Origin of the sequence: Flavicella sp., assembly GCF_029238425.1 — a bacterium.
In the GTDB taxonomy this organism is placed as follows: Bacteria; Bacteroidota; Bacteroidia; order Flavobacteriales; family Flavobacteriaceae; genus Flavicella.
Window position 1 is genome coordinate 68117 of record NZ_JAQWGB010000106.1, and the last position, 19913, is coordinate 88029.

A 19913-nucleotide genomic window follows, 5' to 3' on the forward strand; every position below is an offset into this window, starting at 1 on the left:
TATAAACAACTCAACACAAGTTACTAAGCGGACCCATTTTTAATTCTTTTTTTCCAACATCGGAACGAATTTACACTCCCCTAACTCTTCTTTTTCAAAAGATTTCACTCCTGTTCTTTTATATAAATGCATAATTTGTGTGGTATCTCCCACAGGAATTACCAAAAGGCCACCAATTTTCAATTGAGCCAATAAAGCCTTAGGAACAAAGGGTGCTCCAGCGGTAACGATTATTTTATCAAAAGGAGCATACTCCGGTAAACCTTTATAACCATCACCGAAAGACATATACTTAGGACGGTACCCCAATTTAGGTAAAAACATTTTGGTCTTCTTAAAAAGCTCATTCTGACGTTCAATGGTATATACTTCAGCTTTTAGTTCTAACAACATTGCGGTTTGATAACCCGACCCTGTACCTATCTCCAAAACTTTATGACCTGGTTGAATCTCTAACAACTGAGATTGAAAAGCAACCGTGTAAGGTTGTGAAATAGTTTGATCCGCTAGAATCGGAAACGCTTTATCTTGATAAGCAAAACTCTCAAAACTAGAATCCAAAAACAAGTGCCGTGGAATTTTAGTTATTGCCTCTAGTACGTTCTTTGCATATATGCCTTTTTCTTGCACAACTTTAGCTAATTGATTTCTAAGTCCTTGATGTTTGAGAGTATCCTTCACGAAATGTTTTTATTTAGGGGCTTAAAATTAGTAATTAATCCCTAAAGATTTTTATTTTTGTTTAAAATTACTCAAAGAATTCATTGAGCAATCATAGAAATTTAAATCGAAGATTGTGGACTATTGATATCCAAGATATAAGCTAGCCACAGTTGAAAAAAGACGTATATAATATGCTAAAAGCAGGAGTGTTAGGTGCAGGTCATCTAGGAAAAATTCATTTAAGGTTATTACAGCAATCTGAAAAATACGAATTGGTTGGTTTTTATGATCCTATTAAAGAAAATGCTTCAGCAGTAGCGAAAGAATTTGGATATAAGGCTTTTGATACCATAGAAGATTTATTGGTTGAAGTTGATGTAGTTGATATTGTAACTCCTACATTGTCCCATTTTGATTGTGCTAAGCAAGCGCTTAAAAGCGGAAAACATATTTTTATTGAAAAACCTATCACTAAAACATACGAAGAAGCCGAGGAATTAAGGTCTCTAGCTAAAGAAAATAAAGTACGTGGACAAGTGGGACATGTGGAACGTTTTAACCCTGCCTTCACGGCAGTAAAAGATGCTATTCAGAATCCTATGTTTATTGAAACACATCGTTTGGCGGAATTCAACCCTCGTGGTACGGATGTTCCTGTAGTGTTGGATTTGATGATACACGATATTGACATCATTTTAAGTGTCGTAAAATCAAAAGTAAAAACTATCAATGCAAGTGGAATTTCTGTTATTTCACAGACTCCAGATATTGCAAATGCAAGAATTGAATTTGAAAATGGATGTGTTGCTAATTTAACGGCAAGTAGAATTTCCTTGAAAAACATGAGGAAATCTAGATTTTTTCAAAAAGACGCTTACATTTCAGTTGATTTCCTTGATAAGAAAAGTGAACTGGTTAAAATGAATGATGCACCAGAGAATCCAGATGAATTTGCGATGATTTTACAGAATGCTGAAGGGGTTAAAAAACAAATATATTTTGAAAACCCAACGGTAGAAGCAAACAATGCTATTTTAGATGAATTAGAATCTTTTGCAAATGCGATTGCCACAGATACCACACCAGTTGTGTCTTTAGGACAAGGAGCGGAAGCTTTGCAAGTTGCTTTACAAATTATCGACTGTTTCTAAAACTATTTATTTGAAAGAAAATAATTCCATACAAGAATTAAGAAAAACAAAGTCTATCATTCTATTTGATGGACTGTGTAATTTTTGTGATCATTCGGTTCAATTTGTGATTAAAAGAGACCCAGATGATGAATTCTTATATGCCACCTTACAATCTAAATCTGGTAAGGAATTTTTAAAAAATCAAGATTCAGAAATTCAGAACATTGATAGTATTTTATTGGTGACGAATGAAAAGATTTATACAAAATCTTCTGCTGCCTTAAAAATTGCTTCAAAGTTGAGTGCCCATTGGTATTTATCAGGTATATTTTTTATTCTACCAAAACCTTTAAGAGATTCAGTTTATGATTTTATTGCTAAACGTAGGTATCAATGGTTTGGGAAATATGACAGTTGTAAGATTCCTACTTCTGAGCAAAGATCAAAATTCTTAGTTTGATTTAGAACCTGGGTAATTATCATCCCAATTTTTCACAATTGGTTTCCCTAATTTCCCTTCAGATTTAGCAATCAACATCGCTACACAGGCATCACCTGTTACATTTACTGTAGTTCTAAGCATATCTAACGGTCGGTCCACAGCAAAAATAAGGGCCAAACCAATTGGTAACATATCTTTTGGGAATCCGATAGCATCTAACACTATAACAAGCATTACCATTCCTGCACCAGGGACTGCCGCAGAACCAATTGAAGCCAACAATGCCGTAACAATTATTATCAATTGATTGGTAAACCCCAATCCTTCTGGCCAAAGAACTTGCATGATAAAAACAGCAGCAACAGCTTGGTACAAACTCGTTCCGTCCATATTAATCGTGGCACCCACGGGCAATACAAAGCTAGAAACCTCTTTATCAACCCCAATATGTTCCTCTACTCTTTCCATCGTTACGGGTAAAGTAGCAGCACTAGAACTTGTTGAAAAAGCTAACAATTGCGCTGGGGAGATTTGTTTTAAAAACCAAATAGGTGATTTTTTTGTGTACACAGAAATAAAAAAAAGGTACAAACAAATCATTAATACCAAACCAAATACAACTACACCCGCATATTTCATCAATGCAATCAAAATATTTACATCATTGGTACTTACTATAACGGTGGTTAGCAAAGACAATACTGCTACAGGAGCCAACAACATAATTAAGTCCACCATTTTAAGCACAACAGAATTTAAAGAATCGAAAAACTTTTTCAAAGGTTTTGCTTCTTTTTCCGGAATAAGCAACATACTAATACCAATACAAATGGTAAAAAAGATGACTTGCAGCATCATTTTGTTATTGCTCATTGCCTTGATAGCATTATCAGGAACCATGTCTACCACAAATTGAAGAGGTCCTTGATTTTGTTGATTTTCCGCTTCTGATATTCGTTCTTGAATCTTAGAACTAGAAGCATAGGTGTTCTTTAGATGAACAATAGTGCTTTGAGATATACCATCACCAGGCTTGAATAAATTAACCGAAGACAAACCAATACTAATAGCAAAAACTGTAGTGACAATGTATACCACAATTGTCTTGACCCCCATCGATTTAAATTTTGAAATATCTTTTAAATCTGAAATACCTTTTATAAGTGATGCCACTATCAAAGGCACCGCAATTAGTTTAAGCATTCTTACAAAAATCCTACCAATAGGATCTACCCAATCTTTAGCAAATTGTGGACCTGCATCAAATTGCAGAAGAACAAATCCTAGAAAAATTCCTAAAACCATTCCAATAACAATTTTCCAATGCAACGCTAATTTCTTCATAATGATAATCTCTTGAGGATTGCGGTAAGGTACTATTTATATTATACTAGATAAAGAGAAATTTAATGAAAATGAAAACCATTAACTTAGTTCGGAAAAACGACCTTTTACACCATGAAAAAAGCGTTTTATAGTTTTCATATCTTGCTCAGCATCTGCTGTTAAGAAATATGGCTCATCAATCAATACTTGTTTGTTTTTAAAGTCAAGTGCTACTTTAACAACTGGTACATTTGCTTTTTTTGCAACATAATAATAACCCGTTTTCCAATTTTGAACTTTTTTGCGTGTTCCTTCAGGTGATATTCCTAATTTGAAATTTTCATTTCTTTTGAACATATCCACCAACAAATCCACTGTATTATTGCTATGGGTTCTATCGATAGGAAATCCACCTAACCTGCGAAAAAAAAAACCTTGTGGATTCTTAAAAAGAATCTTTTTGCCAATAAAATTAATTTTAGCTTTTTTAATGGATCGAATTAATATACCCAATGGAAAATCCATCCAGCTAGTATGAGGAGCGGCAATAACTACATACTGCTTAATCTCACGAGGAAAATCTCCAATTATCTTCCATCTCAAAACAGTAAATAAAACGAACTTAGATATTCTGTGCATAATATAAAGGTACAAAACATAACTTCAATGCAGCAAAACTTAATAAATTGTAAACAATTGTATATAAAACGTTTATTATTTAAATCTACTGCCCCTTTAATTGTATAACAGTACTAATAGTTTTAATAAGAATTTTAAAATCCATGAAAAGTCCTCTAGATTTGATATAATATAAATCGTAACGTAATTTTATTTCTTGTTCCTTTGTGGTATTTGCATATGGATACATTACTTGAGCCCAACCTGTTAAACCAGGTCGTATAACATGTCGTATGGCATAAAAAGGAAGTTCATCTTTCAAACTCAATACAAATTCTGGTCTTTCCGGCCTTGGTCCAATCAAACTCATTTCCCCTATAAGTATATTCCAAAACTGTGGAATTTCATCAATTCTAGTTTTTCTGATAAATTTTCCAAATGAAGTAATACGTCTATCATTCTTTTCTGCCCAAATTGCTTTATTTGTTTCAGCATTCACAATCATCGATCGAAATTTATAAATGTTAAAATGTTCTCCGTTTAAACCAACACGAACTTGTTTGTAAAATAAGGGACCTCTGCTTCCAAACAAATTCCCTATAAAAACAAAAGGAACATAAAACAACAAACTTAATAATCCTACAAGCGAAACTATAATATCAAAAACACGCATGAACAATAAATAAAACGTGTTTTCATGATTTTTACTAAATGATATATATTTATAAAACTCTTTATTTAAATTTTCTTTTGCAACACTTTCAGTAATTTCTTCGTATAAGTTACCAATACTTTTAATATTGATACCATGTTCAAATAAATAGACCAATTGCTGATTTATTTTTGAATTCGGCTTGATACCTAAAGAAGAAGTGGAAACCACGATTTCATCAACAGAGTGTTCTTCCATCACTTTTAGCAAATCTGCTTTGTCTAATTGTTGATATTTATAATTTTCTAGGGAAGTAATCTTTTCATCAGAAATATAGTTAACAACATTTATCTGAAAATTTTTCTTTTCAATAATCTGTAAAATGTTTTCAACTTTATTAGAGCTTCCAATGATTAAAATGTTTTTTAAAAACTTTGGGCTATAAATAAAAGTACTATAAATAAGTCTCCAATACGTTAGAGGTATTACTATTCCTAAAAACAGATACAATATTTCTATCCTGTTTTTAGGTAATGATGGTGTTATGATAGGCGTAAAAACATAAAATATAATTGTAGCAAAACAAGTAATTAAAATACTTTGAAAAACCAGATATCTACTTGCAGATACTTTTAAATTATATAACTCAAATATGTTTCCAAAAAGTATAAAATACAAAACAAAAGTAACAAGCCATTTTACAGACATTTCATTTGTTAAGGTGATGTAATTCACGTTTAAAAACGAAGATATTGCATATATACCTAGTACAACAGACAGAATATCAAAAAACCTAAGAAGGATTTTTCTTTCTGAGATATTCAAATAATTTGATTTAGCTTGTGTATTCGGAGCTTTTACCATGATGTTTCAAAGTTATGTAAATCTTTTATCAGAATTGTCACTCGAAGCGTAAAATAATTTTCAAAACAAATCTTGATACAAACCACTCAAATACTGATAATTATGATATTTTAAGACATAATCATATCCTTTAATCCCTAAAGTTTCAAGCTCAAGCGAAGGCTGGTCCTTTAAATCAATCAATGCTTCACACAATTTCACTGGATCTTCTGGAGGTACAATGATTCCACAACCCGAAAGCTCTACTTGATCTTTTATATAATTAGATGATTCTAATATCGGTTTCTTTCCTAACATGTAATCAAAATATTTGTTGTAAGAAACACCATGTTTATACAAAGGTGAGTTAAATCTACTGATGTAACAAACATCAAATTTAGAAATCATATTTTGCACTTGACTTTTTTTTATTTTATCTATAAAAGTAATATTCAAAAGCCCATTTGCTTGATTTTTTAAATTCTCTTTTTCTAATCCATCCCCTACTATAATAAAATGAATAGTTGAATTTTCCTTTAATTGTATAGCGGCTTGAATAAATACATGCATCGCATTAGCCATACCAATCGTTCCTGCATAACCTATGATAAATTTATTTTTAGGAATTTTATTTTGTATTTCTCGATCTAAAAGATCCTTTCCTACGAGTTTTTCATCAATACCATTTGGTATATAAACAAACTTATCTGGGGTCTTTGAAATCGAATTAATATATCCTCCGGCATTAGGAAGCAAAGAAACAATTTTGTCAGATTTTGTATATGCCAATTTTTCAAACCATCCTAAAATTTTCACTAACGGATGATTTTTGCTATACCCTTTGAGATGAATTGGTGTCAATGGCCATAAATCTCTTATTTCTATTATTAACTTTTGTGCTTTAAATTTTTTCTTAAGAAACAACCCTGACACTATTGGAAATATTGGCATCGATGAGACTATAATAACACTTGGCACTCCTAGTGTCTTAGAAGACAAAAGAAAAGTTCTAAATGTAAAAACTAGATTACTAAAGAACTTTGAAAAACCGGTTCCGTTATATTTAGGAGTTTTAACCCAGCAAAAATCGATTCCATTTTCCACTGCTTCAAAAGTAAATATTTTATTTTCTACTTTTGGTTGATTTGTAAATAAGTGATTGTAAGTTCCTGAAATAATTTTGACCTCATAACCAGTATCTACCCAGTGTTTACTTAAAAAGAAATGTCGCTCCCCCCAACCTGAATCACTTTTTCCTGCCGTTTGATTAAGTATCCAAATAATTTTATTTTTCTTCATTCAAATTGGATTCAATGATTTGTGGTTTGCCAGACTTACTTGGTGAAATTTGACAAACTATTTCAAAAGTAATGGAAAATTCTTCAAATTCTAATTTTTCTAAAATCTTCTCTTTCACAACTTCCAAAATAGAGGTTTCGAAACCCTCTCCTTTCACTACAAGAATATGAATTCCGTTTAAACTATTCTGAATAATTTTAAATTGCTTGATTTCTATAATGTACTCAAAAATGCCTGTAAACGAATGAACAATCATGATCTTTCCTTTATTTGTCTTGACCACGTCTGTGTCTCTACCAATAATTTTCTCTAATAAGGGGTATTCAAATTTTTTGTTTTTTGGGTATTTCTCCTTTGGAAGTTTTATTGCTAGATCTCCTATCTTGTAACGTATTAGAGGCATCGCAAATCCATCTAGACGAGTTACTACGACATGGCCCAATTGACCATCAGGAACCGGTCGATTGTTGTCGTCTAATATTTCAACAAAAACTTGAGGGCTCAAAATGTAAGAATATTCCAAATCCAATTGACTACTTATTAAAAATCCCTCAGCGGATCCATAAGTGTCTTGTATATCACATTTGAATGTTTTTGATATATTTTTTCGATAATGATCAAACAATTTATCTCCTAGACTGATACACCCCTTTAACTTTATATTTATGTTATTTTCTTTAGCGATATCAGCAAAAACATTTAATGAAGAAGCATACCCTATCAACATATACTCTTTATTTTTTATCCTATTTAAAACCTTAATTACCTGAATATCATCATGTGCAAAAGCATTTACATAAATTGTACGAAACAACACATCTTTTATAGATTTTAATATTCCTCGGTTCGGAGAAATTCCGGTTTGCACAAGTTTACAGCCCATTCTATAACCTGACCACTCCCACCAGTGTACCAATCCGGCTCTTAATGACGATAAATCCTCTTTACTCATATAAACCGAAGAACTAATTCCGGAGGAACCACTACTTGAAATTTTAGTTAATTTCTCTTTTGACGCGGTAAGCATCGATTCCGATTGGGTTCTTAGTATGTCTTTAGTTAAAACAGGGAAACTTTCTAAACGCTCTATTGGATTATCGCCACGTAAATTTAAACCTCTATAATAAGGTGATTTCTCACATGCATGATCTAGAAGTTTCGTCAAGTTTTGAATTTGTAGAGTATTCAACTCTACTTCATTTAATTTATCTATAGAGCGCCATCTTTTTAGATTCCTCAAAAATGAATTAGACGTTAAAACATCACCAACCGGTAAAATAAATTTCTCTAATACTTTAGTATACATTCTATTTTAAAATTTCATTCCATTTTTTCATCACATTCTCTGATGAAAACGACTCAGCTTTTTGACGAGCAGAATAAGTCATTGAAACAGGAGGTCTTTCTATAATTTCGTTTATATAATTAGTCATTGCAATTACATCATTTTTTTCAACCAATAAACCGTCCTTACTATGCTCTATCAAAAATGGCATTCCTCCAGCGTTTGTACTAACCACATAAAGCCCTAAAGCCATTGCCTCCATTACACTAACGGGAGTATTATCAAAATTTGTTGTGTTTATAAAAATATCAAATTCCACTGACTTTTTTATCCATTCCGAATTTTTCATTACCCCTGTATATTCAACAGAATCCTCTAATTCGTATTTGGCCACCATTTTCTTTACTTTTAATATAGAATTATCTTTTTCAGGCCCCACCATACATATAGTTGCATTCGGATATTTTTTCTTTACATTATGTAAAACCTCAATTGCCATCCTTGGATTGTATAATTCTCTAAAGGCACGAACCCATAAAATCTTTGGATTCGGATGTTTTCTCTCTAAATATGGATATCTGTAAATATTAAGAACATTAGGTATAAATATTGTTGCATACCCATGTTCCTCAAAAGCATTTTTAAGATAAAAAGAGGGAGCTATATTTGCATAAGAATTGGAAAACACCTGATTTGACAAATGTTTAAATTTATTAATTCTTGTTGGTAAATCACCTCCATGTAGAATTGTTATATATTTCAATTTATATAATCGACAAAGAATAGAAATCACATAAACCAAATAAAAATAGGAAGTACTAAAGACATCTATCAACACAAAATCAGTAATTTTCCGAAACTTCCAAACGCATTGAATCATTTTGTAAAAACGCTTAATTTTAGATAGCTCGTCTGAAGATTTTATGATATCAAAGTTTTGATTCTCCAAAGCATCACTCAAAACATCCATCGCCGTAACATAGGACGTGTGTTTTGACAAATCATTACCTATATAAAGGACCATCTTATTCTTCATCTCTTGTAATATTAATCAAACTTAGGCCATACATAAAACCAGGAAAAGCAATCCTCATTGCAGAATGATTGATGGTTAAAAACCAAAAAACATAAAAGGATATTAAAAATGCTCTTTGGTAATTCGAAGATTTAAAGAAGTGTAGAATCGGCACAAAAATCAGAATAAATAAAATTATTACACCTAGAAACCCATGTTCTTCTACAAGACGAGTGACTTCATTATGTGATGCCGCAGTTACTCCATCTCCACTTAATTGGCGTTCATATTTTCCATTTCCTACACCAATTCCAAACCAAGGAGACTCATAAAAATTATCAAATTGGGTATTTATAATATCAAGTCTTCCAGATGTTATATCCTCCTTTTGCTCACCTTTAGAATTTTTACCAGTATATCTATTGTCTAGCATACCACCAGTTATGTTAGAGGTATATAACCAAACTCCAATTAACGCAACGGTTCCAACTATAAAATACTTAAGTATAAGTTTAATTATTTTTACATTGTGAAAAAACATAAAACCAATAAAAACGAAAAAAGCAATTGCTCCTGTAAGAATTCCCCCCCGGGAAAACGTAAGTAGTCCCCGATAAATAAAATAAACCAAAACTACAGCGTCTAAAAATAAAAAGCCAGAAATTTTTTTATTAAAAAAAAGAAAAAGAATAAGTATAAAGGCACCAACTCCTATAATTGTTGCTACTTGATTTGGACCAAAACCACCAGAAGTTTCAAAATTTGCACTCCCTCTAAAAACAATTTCTTTCAAATCAGGTGTCCTAAAATACATATAACTTATCATTGAAAAAATAGGCAAAATAATATATACCATACCTTCTAGCAATGTATTCCTTGTGATTTTTCTTTTGAAAAAGTAAAAAGCACTAATAAATAAAACAACTGGGCCTGTTAAGTTAAAAGCAATTGCTTTTCTTATAGATTCTCCATCCGGAACATCAGTAAATACAATCCCAAGCAAGAGTAAAAATAGATAAATAAAATAACTGAGCGAAAAACGCTGTTTACCACTCTTTACTAATATTCCTATAACCAATACAACTATTACCGAGTATTTACCAAATTCATAAGAAATTGTACTTTTGGTCATCCTAAAAAACACTTCAGCACCTACAAAGTAGCATGCCCATAAAAAAGCCTCCTCCTTTTTATTTTTCTTGATAATAATATCATAAATAGAAAATAAAAATATTCCAATATAAAATATTTTCATAATCGATCCAGTTCTTCCTACAAACCCCATAATTACATGGATAAGAATCAGAATTAAGGAGCTGTATTTATGTGTTTTAAATAAATTCAATTATCTCGTTTTTTATTCTATTGTTATAATACTCATAAGTAAAACGATCTGCCATTTTAAAGTTTTTGTCTATTGCTTTTTGATATTCTAAGTCATTTAAGCATAGTACATTATTTATTATTTTAGTCAATCTCTCGGAACTATTCGGATTTATAAGAAAACCGTTTCCTTTATCCTTTATATATTGATTTATGCAAGACACTTCAGATACAATTGGAATACAACCAAAATTCATAGCTTCTCCAATCACCTTAGGAAAACCTTCACTTTTAGAAGGGAGAATAATAAAATGTGAGGATTTATAAATTTTTATTATTTCATTCTTAGGCAGAAAACCATGAAAAACTACATTACATTTGAGCTCCTTAGCTTTCTCTATATAGCTTTCTTTATTTTCACCATCTCCAACAAAATGAACGGTGTTAACTTTATCCTGATTATCCTGTGATATATTTTTAAAAGCATCAATAACTTTAGAAACCCCCTTATGCTCATTCAAAGCACCTACAAAACAAAAATCTAATTTTGAATCAATATTTTTATTTAAAATTATTTCTTCCCCATAAGTTCTATCTTCATAATCGAGGCATGGATTTTCAAAAGGAATCACATTGCTTTTTTCATTTTCCCAATGTCCATTGATTGTAATTTTTGTTGAAAGACTTGAGCAATGACGCAGCCAGAATTTTTGAACTTTATTTCCTAAAGGCATATTTTCATCTTTCCAATTACCTGCATATTTTACCCAATGCTTTTTTGATGCAATCAACCATAATAATGGTAACATGTATATACCCATACCTGTTGGTGCTCTGAATTGCACCATATCTACTTTAGAAAGTATGGACAACACTTTAAATATATTATATGGAGCCGTGAATAATACAGTTAACTTTTGAAGTCCCTTACCACCTGAAGGTTTTAGTGGTATATGAATAATCCTATCTGAACAATATGGCATTGAACTTTTTGGAGCCTCTTCGCTATGTAATGGTGCAATATGATAAATCGTATCAGCAATATCCAAAAGATGATTGATTTCTTTAATTGTAGGTCCCCATCCCACGATAACATTATCCGTATTGTGATAATGTTGTGTATGTGATATTATTGCTAACTTCATGCTTCAATTATTTTAATATAGCGTTCACCTATCAATTCCCATGAAAAGTTTTCAGACCATGTTTTTGAGTTTTTTTTATAAAAACTAAAGTTAGCGATAACTTCAATTACCGCATCATGTATTTCATTAACGTTTTTGGGATTAACCAATATACCTGTATGCTTATTATCTATTGCATCTTCTATTCCACATTTTTCAGAACCAATTGCAGGAATTCCTAAACTATTTGCTTCCAATATGGCAATCCCGAAACCTTCAACGTCACCTGTTGCAGTATTATTACTAAGCATTACAAAAACATCGCTCATTTTTAGAATATTCTGTTTTTGGCTATCTGAAACAACTCCATGGATCGTTATATTTTTGTCAATTCCCAAATCAATTATGCGTTCCAAAATTTTTCCTTTTTCCATAGGATTCCCAATCATATGATAATGTAAGTTTGGATAAGAACTTAACAATTTTGGTATCGCTTCAATAAAATTTAATTGACCTTTTCTATCAGTTATACTTCCAACTGTTATAAAATTAAGAGAATCTTTACTTTTATTATTTTCATCATTAGTTAAATTGTTTTCTTCAAATAATTCGAAACCATTAGGAATAACAGTTACATATGGCAAATTTAAATCAGAAATAAGTGACTTTGTGAAATTGGATACGGCAATAATTTTTGAATAACGCTTTAATGATATATTTGTTATAATTTTTAATATTTTAGATCTTAAATTCACTTCTGATCCATGGATAACAGCATAACACTTTTTGTTTTGAATCATAGAAATAAGAGCCACAATCCAAAGTGAAAACTTACCGGATGCAATAACAATATCACTATTCATAATTGAATGATTGATTTTCCATAATCTTATGAAGTACATTAAGAATCTAGGCTTTGTTACTTTTATTCTAGTAACTTCAAAATTCAATTGAGCATCAAATTCATCTTCGTAAATTCTGTTCACTTTCCTATAATCACAAATTAAATCAATTTTGTATCCTTTGGAAACTAATTGATTCGCTAAATTATAAGCATGATTGCCTATCCCCCCGGGTTCCGGTGGAAATTCAGTAGTAACAAAAGTAATATTTTTGGTCATTGATATTTTTTGAAAAACTTAGTGATATAATTTACAATTGTTCTTTCATCATTTTCTTTGCCAAAGTATAATTTTTTTTCGTGGTAAACAGTGTATGAGGAAGCAAAATAAATCCTATTAATATTTTAGAAAATTTTCTAAATAAATTTCCTTTGATAATAAAAGTTCCTCTAATATTTAACATCAAAGCCTTTGTTGTTTTTCTCTTACCAAAATGTTTCAAATTTGAATAAATTTCAGAATGATGTAGAAATCTTCTTTGAATCAGACTACTTCTAGAAGATGCAAAAGTAATTTTCCTCACATTGTGATTTCTTAATCCTCCTCTACTGGCCCTCAAATGAACAATTCTTAGCTGATTATTTTTAACACTCAAAGCTCCCTCTTTTACACAACGTAAACCTATTTCTTGATCTTCACTTTGTTTTTGATTCATTTTAATATCAAAGCCCTCAACTTTTTGAAGCAATGTTCTTTTGACCAGTACATCATTTGTAGGAAATCCATCTGAAATTTCAATTTTTGGATTAGATCTTTCAATATAATTTGTACCGATTTCGTCAGGAATTCCACAAGATATATCTGCTTCAAAATTATGAAGCGTTTTCAAATGACTTTCTAAATAATTTGAAGGTATTCCCTTCATGTCATCATCTAAAAACCATATATAAGTTCCTTTTGCATTCGCTATACCAATATTACGTGCTGTACATTGTCCTATTTTATCACTTTCAATATATTGAATGGGTAATTCTGAAAATGCTTCTAAAAACTTTTTACTTCTTTTCTCTATTGGAGTTTGATCAACAATAATTATTTCTTTTGGCATCAAGTTTAATCGACTTAATTCTTCCAATTCCGCTTTTAAAACCTGGTATCTTTCTAAAGTTGCAATAACAATAGAAACATCTGTATGTTGTTCGTCTAATGAAATATCGCTAAAGTCGTCATATGAATAAGTAGAATCAAATATTTTTTTAGGTGCTTTTAAAAGATTCAAAAATCGAAAAGGCCTTATTTTACCAGGATTCATGAAATACGTCCAAAGCAAAGCTTTTTTGTCAAAATTCTTCTTGATAAAAAAGAATTCATCGCTATTCTGAATTGATACCCTTTTTTCTAAGTGATTCTGAGCTAATAATCTTGAGTACCTTGTAAGGATCCCGGATTTAATTGCCTTGTAACCAAAATCTAAAGCAATAATATCCAAAGAATCTGAATAATTTTCAAGCGGAATAAATTCAAACACGTCTTTTCTCATGAGACAACCTCTAAAAGACATTTTCCATGAGGTATGATCAATCATATCATCAACCTTAGTATGTAACATATCTGTTGGCTTGATATCGTCTAACAACTTAACAAAATCATTTGTACCAATCTTGGGGCCGATATGCCATAGATTCCCTTTAGACTTCATAATTTGAATAAGATTATCCTCCGTTGGAAGTTCAATTGTTCCATCCCAAAATAGAATAAAATCAGTGTCTAGGTTACCAATCGCATCAAAATTATCATTTAATGCTTTTCTTGAATATTGAATATTTAATTTATATCCAAAATTCCATTGAACATCTAGATCACAATCAAATAGTACTAATATAATTTTTGGGAGTTTCATGAAATTTTTAGTTGAGACTATTACATACAATAATATTATTGATGTCTTTTGCTAATTTTAAGGTAAATTTTTCTCCAGATTTTTTATACAAATGATTACCGTCTATATACGAATACTCATTCCCAAATTCTTTGTAATTTAAATAAGAAATATTTAAAAAATTTTGATTTATTACTAAATCAAAATTTGGAAAAAAAGTATTTTCAATTTTTAAAATTTCATCCCCCACAGGGATACGAACTAAAATTACTGTACCATATTTTTGAAGGAATTCCACAGTTTTATGTAACCAAAACATTCTTTTTTTCGAAAACTCATAAATTTTCGCATTATCTAAATATTGTTTTTTTTTAAACAATTTCCTTCTTAATAATTCATCTGATTCCATGGAAACATTAACTTCTAACCAACCGTCTTGATGCAATAACATTGATGTGTCCTTTTTATTCAACAAACCAAACACCGAATTTCTGTAAGCATTCATCAAATAATCATAATTAGGATTCATGTTATAAAATTGTAATCTTCCTAATTCTTTTTTAGTTTCTATTTCATAATTAATATTATTTCTTGAGGAAATACTCCATGGATCAACGGCTAAAATAAATAAACCATCATTTATTTTATCATTAACCTTAGCCTTAATTGCATTAAAATATGTTTCACCATAAGGACTATGCAGAAGCGTAAATGAATAATTAAATACAGGTTTATATCTTGAATGTATTAAATTTTCATTTAACAATTTAGGCTGAATACCTTGTGCAGCTCTAGAAGTTCCAATAATTAAGGATTTTTGTTTTGGAGAAGTAAACCTCAAATAGAAGGGATCCGTATAACCATCAGCAAAAAAGCCTAAGAACAAATAAGTGCTTGTCAGTATCGTTACGAGAACCAAAATTTTTTTTATAAATAAATTCATTAAAACTGAAAATAAATAAAGGTTGAATTTTTTTGTATTGATGCATAGTATAAAACTACAAATGCGAAAATTAGATAAAAAACATATCTCAACTTTTTATCCAAAACTATAGCATATTCTTGTTTTCTAGAAAACCACTCAATAATTATAAAGATAAGAATTATTGGTAAGCCTTTTTTATGTTTAATAACATCTGGGATAAAATTTGAAAAATTAAAAATGCGCTCTATATACACAAAAGCATCATTAATAGTTTCTGACCTAAAAAAGATCCAAGAAAAGGTAGTTATTGAAAAAGTGATACATATTTGTAATAATTCTTGAAATGTCGGAGTTAGCCTCTTTTCAGCAACTTGATTTGTGTTTTTTCTGTTTTTATTTCTAAGAAGTAATGGTAAAAAAAATAAAGCATTTAACCCACCCCAAAAAACAAAAGTCCAATTGGCACCATGCCAAAACCCACTCACCAAAAATATGATGAATACATTTCTAATTTTTACCAGCTGTTTCCCTTTTGAACCACCAATAGGAATGTATAAATAATCTCTAAACCATGTACTTAACGAAATGTGCCATCTTCTCCAAAACTCAGCGATATCTCTAGAAAAATAAGGATAGTTAAAATTTCTCATCAAATCAAACCCAAACAAACGAGATGTTCCAATAGCAATATCTGAATAACCTGAGAAATCTCCATAAATTTGAAATGCAAAAAACACAGCTCCCATAACTAATGCAAGTCCTGATTCATTTTGATAATTTTCAAAAATTAAATTGACTAATCTAGCGCAAGTATCAGCTACAACAACTTTTTTTATCAATCCCCATAAAATCAATTTCATCCCTGAAACGGCTCGTTCGTAATTGAATTCTCTTTTTTTATAAAACTGTGGTAATAAATTAGTAGCTCTTTCAATAGGTCCTGCAACCAATTGAGGAAAAAATGACACATAGGTTGCAAATGCTATGAAATCTTTTGAAGGGTCTAATTTATTTCTATAAACATCAATTGTATAACTCAAAGTTTGAAAAGTATAAAAGGAAATACCTACTGGTAAAATAATATTCAATGCAGATCGATGCATTTGAATTCCAAAATTTCCCCACGACTCTACCCAACTATCAACGAAGAAATTATAATATTTAAAAAAACCTAACAAACCTAAATTCACGCATAAACTTATCCAAAGAAAATATTTTCTTTTTGACAAATCATTTGATTTACTGAGTGCAAGACCTAGTGTAAAATCCACAACAGTACTGAAAAGGATTAATGATAAAAAGCGCCAATCCCACCAACCATAAAATACATAGCTAGCTACAAGCAGCAAGATGTTTTGAGATTTTCTTTGCTTAAATACAAACCAATATAGAATAAATACAGTTGGTAAAAACAATAAAAATTCGAATGAATTGAATAACATTAGTTTGTTTTAATAATTTTTTCAAACAAATCCGTAAATAATAAGAGTTTGTCCTCTTTTAAAATAGGTCCAAAAAAAGAGCTCACCAAAGCTTTTCGTTCCGACCTTAGAAAGTTTGGATTTAGAGCATTTTTTTTGATAAAAACTTCTAATTCCTCTGGTGTTTTTGCTAATGAAATCGCTCCGCTTTCAATTATAGGTTTGTAATGATCAAATTCATAAATCTTTAAATAATCATTAGGGTATACATTCTCTCCTGGAGGATTATAGGCCACGTTAATTACTGGCTTATCTAATACGGCTAGATCTAAACTTACAGTAGAAGCGACGTTGATTCCTACCAAACAATGATTTAATAGACTATTAAATAAGGTTATATCTTTGATTGTTGGTGTTAAATGATTCAACTCCCAAAAATGATCAGGAATAACTATATCTTTGGTTTCTTCTCTCAATTTATAGTATTCCGTATTGTCGTCTTTTGCATAAATACGTACAACCAACACTAAATTTTCATCAATTTTTTTAAGCCTTTCTTGAATATCTTTTACGATTACATATTCTTTTGGGGTGTAATATGACATTCCCGTTGAATACAAAACAATTTTCTTTTGAGGCTCTAGTTTTAAATATTTATACAATTCATCTTTCGACATAATATAATCTTCATTAAAATGAAAGTCGAATTGCGGTGTACCTGTAACAAATATATTTTTTGAAGATAAGTTAGGATAGTAATTTAATAAATCGTCTTTTATCTTTTTATTCCAAGTAAAATAGAAATCATAATCAGGCAGAATCCTTCCTTGTGAAGTTAAATTATCCCAAGAGAACAAAAAAGTAGCCGTTTTTAAATTTAATTTTTTTGCAGCATACATCAAATCTAACGACAAAAGATTATGAATATGTGACGTATTAAAAACAATATCTGGTTGTATTAGCTTTAGTTCTTTTTCAAAACCTAAAACTTCGGCATTACTAAAATTGGCTTTTATATAGCGATTGGTAAGACGCAAGATTTTTCCATCAGAAGTATATAGTTTTGCTATCAGTCTCCTAAAAATCCTAACAGCTCTATTCTTTATACTTTTTTTACTAGAAATATCATCTTTTAATATCTTTAAATTTCCTGTAACACAATTCAACCTGTATAAATGAGCCAGTTGCACTATTTTCTTAAGTTCATCAGCATATTTATTACTCGATGACTCTTCTGGCAATTCATAAAATTCATCACACTTTGAAATTAAATATTCTTTAATTTCAATATTTGGAATAATTGAATAAAATATAATTTTATATTCTTCTCTTAATTTATCTGTAATTCCAGAATAGACAAAGTTCTTTATAGACTCTCCTCTCGGGAGTATGATGACCATTTTTTTCATATGCTACTAGTTTTGTCATTTAACAACATACTGACACTTATCCATTGCCAAATATGAAAGCTTGATTCTTTATTTCCTTTTATGTATTTCTCCCACTCTAATTTCAACTCCTCAAGATCAAACCAAGAAGCATATTCAGAAGTTTCTATTTTTTGAATTTCTGAAGACACAAAACCTGTTAAATCTTCTCCTAACCACTCTCTTTGCGGAGTTTGTAATGGTCTTTTCGGTGCATAAGAAATGTTGTCACTTAAAAACTCTGAGACAATATCTCTCAATACATATTTTTGAATCTTGTCTTTTATTTTATATTCTAAAGGCTGAGCAAAAGCAAATTCAACCAGTCGATAATCTAAAAAGGGCTCTCTTAATTCTGTACTTGAAGCCATCGATACTCGGTCGTTAAAACGCAATGCACGTGGAATTTTAGTATAAAATAAGTCACGGTATTGTTTGTTCAACAAATCATCATCAAAAGGTTTTGGATATTCAGGTTTTTCAGCTAAACCTCTTAATTTATCTGAAAAAACATTTAATTTAAAGGGTGATTCTGTTGTGGCTTGAATGATATTCTGATTGGCATTTGACAAATAATAATCGTAGCCTGCCCATTGCTCATCCATACCTTGCCCATCTAACAATACCAATACATTATTTTCACGCGCTTCTTTAAATATTTTTGCATAAGCCAATGTAGGTACACCTCCAAAAGGTTCATCTTGAAAAAATGAAATATCTCTTGTCAATTGAGGCACTTCTTTAGCATTCAAAGCGACTTTAGATAACGGATTCTCTGTAAGAGAAATCATCTCTTCTACCCATGGCAACTCATCGTAACGAGAATCGTTTGTATAAAAAGTATAGGCTTGTATTTTCTCTTTTGTTTCTTGATGATTTACAAAAGCTAACAATGCTGAACTATCCAACCCACCACTAATATTAAAGCCTACATGTACATCAGAACGGAAACGCAATTTCAAACTATCTTTTAACAAGTCTGTATATCTAGTTTTAACCTCTTGATACGTAAGTTTCTCTTTGTGTTTTTGAACTTCTTTTTCAAAAAAATACCATTTTTCGATTGCTAGTTCACAATTTTTATATTCTAAACAGTGACTTGCTGGTAATTGAGAAATATCTTTCCAAAAAGTTGTGTCTAAAGTACCATAACTACCAAAACATAAAAAATTAGCCCATGTTTTTTCATTCGGAACTTTAGAAATTCCTGCTGCATGCAATCCCTTAATTTCAGAAGCAAAATAAAGTGTACCTTGAGACAAATGATAATAAAAAGGCTTGACACCAAAACGATCTCTTGCCGCAAACAATTTTTCTTCATGTTTGTCCCATATAGCAAAAGCAAACATTCCATTTAATTTATGCAAACATTCCTTTCCCCATTTTAAATAGGAAGCTAATAAAACTTCAGTATCAGAATGTGTTTTAAAGTTGTATGAAAGTTCTCTTTTAAGCTCTAGATAATTATAAATTTCTCCATTAAAAACAATGCAATATCTTTCCGAAACATCATGAAAGGGTTGATTTGAATCTTCTGTTAAGTCGATTATAGACAATCTATTATGTCCGAAAAAACAAAGTGTATCATTCCAATACCCAGTATGATCTGGCCCACGATGTGTTTGCACATCTGCCATTTTCTTTAATATCTTTGGAAGTGCTTCTTTTCCTATAATTCCTGAGATTCCACACATAC

17 protein-coding genes are annotated in these 19913 nt (G+C 30.6%); 2 read left to right on the forward strand and 15 right to left on the reverse strand.

Annotated elements, in window-relative coordinates:
* Positions 1 to 39: 39 nt before the first annotated feature.
* Positions 40 to 681, reverse strand: coding sequence for a protein-L-isoaspartate(D-aspartate) O-methyltransferase (locus P8H68_RS07980; protein WP_300323201.1), 642 nt, complete (start codon positions 679 to 681; stop codon positions 40 to 42).
* Between the two features lie 173 nt (positions 682 to 854).
* Between P8H68_RS07980 and P8H68_RS07985 the strand changes: the two genes are divergently transcribed.
* Together P8H68_RS07985 and P8H68_RS07990 are read left to right on the forward strand one after the other, a co-directional pair.
* Positions 855 to 1814, forward strand: a complete 960-nt coding sequence (locus tag P8H68_RS07985; RefSeq protein WP_300323289.1) for a Gfo/Idh/MocA family oxidoreductase — start codon at positions 855 to 857, stop codon at positions 1812 to 1814.
* Positions 1815 to 1824: 10 nt separating this feature from the next.
* Complete coding sequence (locus P8H68_RS07990; protein ID WP_300323203.1) at positions 1825 to 2256, forward strand: DCC1-like thiol-disulfide oxidoreductase family protein; 432 nt, start codon at positions 1825 to 1827, stop codon at positions 2254 to 2256.
* Here P8H68_RS07990 and P8H68_RS07995 read toward each other — a convergent pair.
* From P8H68_RS07995 to asnB, 14 genes are all read right to left on the reverse strand, one after another.
* Complete coding sequence (locus P8H68_RS07995) at positions 2248 to 3582, reverse strand: dicarboxylate/amino acid:cation symporter (protein ID WP_300323205.1); 1335 nt, start codon at positions 3580 to 3582, stop codon at positions 2248 to 2250. The genes P8H68_RS07990 and P8H68_RS07995 overlap by 9 nt on opposite strands.
* An 81-nt stretch (positions 3583 to 3663) precedes the next feature.
* Entirely contained in the window at positions 3664 to 4203 is a 540-nt protein-coding gene (locus tag P8H68_RS08000; protein WP_300323207.1) for a 1-acyl-sn-glycerol-3-phosphate acyltransferase, read from the reverse strand.
* A gap of 85 nt (positions 4204 to 4288) precedes the next feature.
* Positions 4289 to 5698, reverse strand: coding sequence for an exopolysaccharide biosynthesis polyprenyl glycosylphosphotransferase (locus tag P8H68_RS08005; RefSeq protein WP_300323209.1), 1410 nt, complete (start codon positions 5696 to 5698; stop codon positions 4289 to 4291).
* 60 nt (positions 5699 to 5758) lie between these two features.
* On the reverse strand, positions 5759 to 6976 hold the full coding sequence (locus P8H68_RS08010; RefSeq protein WP_300323210.1) for a glycosyltransferase family 4 protein: 1218 nt from the start codon (positions 6974 to 6976) through the stop codon (positions 5759 to 5761).
* Positions 6963 to 8282 carry a hypothetical protein gene (locus P8H68_RS08015; RefSeq protein ID WP_300323212.1) on the reverse strand — a complete coding sequence of 440 codons (1320 nt, stop codon included), beginning with the start codon at positions 8280 to 8282 and terminating at the stop codon, positions 6963 to 6965. The genes P8H68_RS08010 and P8H68_RS08015 overlap by 14 nt, the downstream gene beginning before the upstream one ends.
* A gap of 1 nt (position 8283) precedes the next feature.
* Positions 8284 to 9297, reverse strand: a complete 1014-nt coding sequence (locus P8H68_RS08020; protein ID WP_300323214.1) for a glycosyltransferase family 4 protein — start codon at positions 9295 to 9297, stop codon at positions 8284 to 8286.
* On the reverse strand, positions 9287 to 10621 hold the full coding sequence (locus P8H68_RS08025; RefSeq protein ID WP_300323216.1) for an O-antigen ligase family protein: 1335 nt from the start codon (positions 10619 to 10621) through the stop codon (positions 9287 to 9289). The genes P8H68_RS08020 and P8H68_RS08025 overlap by 11 nt, the downstream gene beginning before the upstream one ends.
* Positions 10608 to 11744 carry a glycosyltransferase gene (locus P8H68_RS08030; protein WP_300323218.1) on the reverse strand — a complete coding sequence of 379 codons (1137 nt, stop codon included), beginning with the start codon at positions 11742 to 11744 and terminating at the stop codon, positions 10608 to 10610. Before P8H68_RS08030 ends, P8H68_RS08025 begins: the two co-directional genes overlap by 14 nt.
* On the reverse strand, positions 11741 to 12844 hold the full coding sequence (locus P8H68_RS08035) for a glycosyltransferase family 4 protein (RefSeq protein ID WP_300323220.1): 1104 nt from the start codon (positions 12842 to 12844) through the stop codon (positions 11741 to 11743). The genes P8H68_RS08030 and P8H68_RS08035 overlap by 4 nt, the downstream gene beginning before the upstream one ends.
* Before the next feature lie 31 nt (positions 12845 to 12875).
* Positions 12876 to 14465: a glycosyltransferase gene (locus tag P8H68_RS08040; protein ID WP_300323222.1), complete on the reverse strand. Its 1590-nt coding sequence runs from the start codon at positions 14463 to 14465 to the stop codon at positions 12876 to 12878.
* Between the two features lie 7 nt (positions 14466 to 14472).
* Positions 14473 to 15387 carry a hypothetical protein gene (locus P8H68_RS08045; RefSeq protein WP_300323225.1) on the reverse strand — a complete coding sequence of 305 codons (915 nt, stop codon included), beginning with the start codon at positions 15385 to 15387 and terminating at the stop codon, positions 14473 to 14475.
* Positions 15387 to 16811, reverse strand: coding sequence for an MBOAT family O-acyltransferase (locus P8H68_RS08050; RefSeq protein WP_300323228.1), 1425 nt, complete (start codon positions 16809 to 16811; stop codon positions 15387 to 15389). The genes P8H68_RS08045 and P8H68_RS08050 overlap by 1 nt, the downstream gene beginning before the upstream one ends.
* Positions 16811 to 18199 carry a hypothetical protein gene (locus P8H68_RS08055; protein ID WP_300323231.1) on the reverse strand — a complete coding sequence of 463 codons (1389 nt, stop codon included), beginning with the start codon at positions 18197 to 18199 and terminating at the stop codon, positions 16811 to 16813. Before P8H68_RS08055 ends, P8H68_RS08050 begins: the two co-directional genes overlap by 1 nt.
* On the reverse strand, positions 18196 to 19911 hold the full coding sequence (gene asnB, locus P8H68_RS08060; protein WP_300323234.1) for an asparagine synthase (glutamine-hydrolyzing): 1716 nt from the start codon (positions 19909 to 19911) through the stop codon (positions 18196 to 18198). Before asnB ends, P8H68_RS08055 begins: the two co-directional genes overlap by 4 nt.
* Between the last annotated feature and the right edge of the window lie 2 nt (positions 19912 to 19913).

Coding starts and splice junctions, on each gene's coding strand:
- P8H68_RS07985 (WP_300323289.1), top strand. CDS start 855: ATGCTAAAAGCAGGAGTGTTAGGTGCAGGTCATCTAGGAAAAATTCAT.
- P8H68_RS07995 (WP_300323205.1), bottom strand. CDS start 3,582: ATGAAGAAATTAGCGTTGCATTGGAAAATTGTTATTGGAATGGTTTTA.
- P8H68_RS08000 (WP_300323207.1), bottom strand. CDS start 4,203: ATGCACAGAATATCTAAGTTCGTTTTATTTACTGTTTTGAGATGGAAG.
- P8H68_RS08005 (WP_300323209.1), bottom strand. CDS start 5,698: ATGGTAAAAGCTCCGAATACACAAGCTAAATCAAATTATTTGAATATC.
- P8H68_RS08010 (WP_300323210.1), bottom strand. CDS start 6,976: ATGAAGAAAAATAAAATTATTTGGATACTTAATCAAACGGCAGGAAAA.
- P8H68_RS08015 (WP_300323212.1), bottom strand. CDS start 8,282: ATGTATACTAAAGTATTAGAGAAATTTATTTTACCGGTTGGTGATGTT.
- P8H68_RS08020 (WP_300323214.1), bottom strand. CDS start 9,297: ATGAAGAATAAGATGGTCCTTTATATAGGTAATGATTTGTCAAAACAC.
- P8H68_RS08030 (WP_300323218.1), bottom strand. CDS start 11,744: ATGAAGTTAGCAATAATATCACATACACAACATTATCACAATACGGAT.
- P8H68_RS08035 (WP_300323220.1), bottom strand. CDS start 12,844: ATGACCAAAAATATTACTTTTGTTACTACTGAATTTCCACCGGAACCC.
- P8H68_RS08040 (WP_300323222.1), bottom strand. CDS start 14,465: ATGAAACTCCCAAAAATTATATTAGTACTATTTGATTGTGATCTAGAT.
- P8H68_RS08045 (WP_300323225.1), bottom strand. CDS start 15,387: ATGAATTTATTTATAAAAAAAATTTTGGTTCTCGTAACGATACTGACA.
- P8H68_RS08050 (WP_300323228.1), bottom strand. CDS start 16,811: ATGTTATTCAATTCATTCGAATTTTTATTGTTTTTACCAACTGTATTT.
- P8H68_RS08055 (WP_300323231.1), bottom strand. CDS start 18,199: ATGAAAAAAATGGTCATCATACTCCCGAGAGGAGAGTCTATAAAGAAC.
- asnB (WP_300323234.1), bottom strand. CDS start 19,911: ATGTGTGGAATCTCAGGAATTATAGGAAAAGAAGCACTTCCAAAGATA.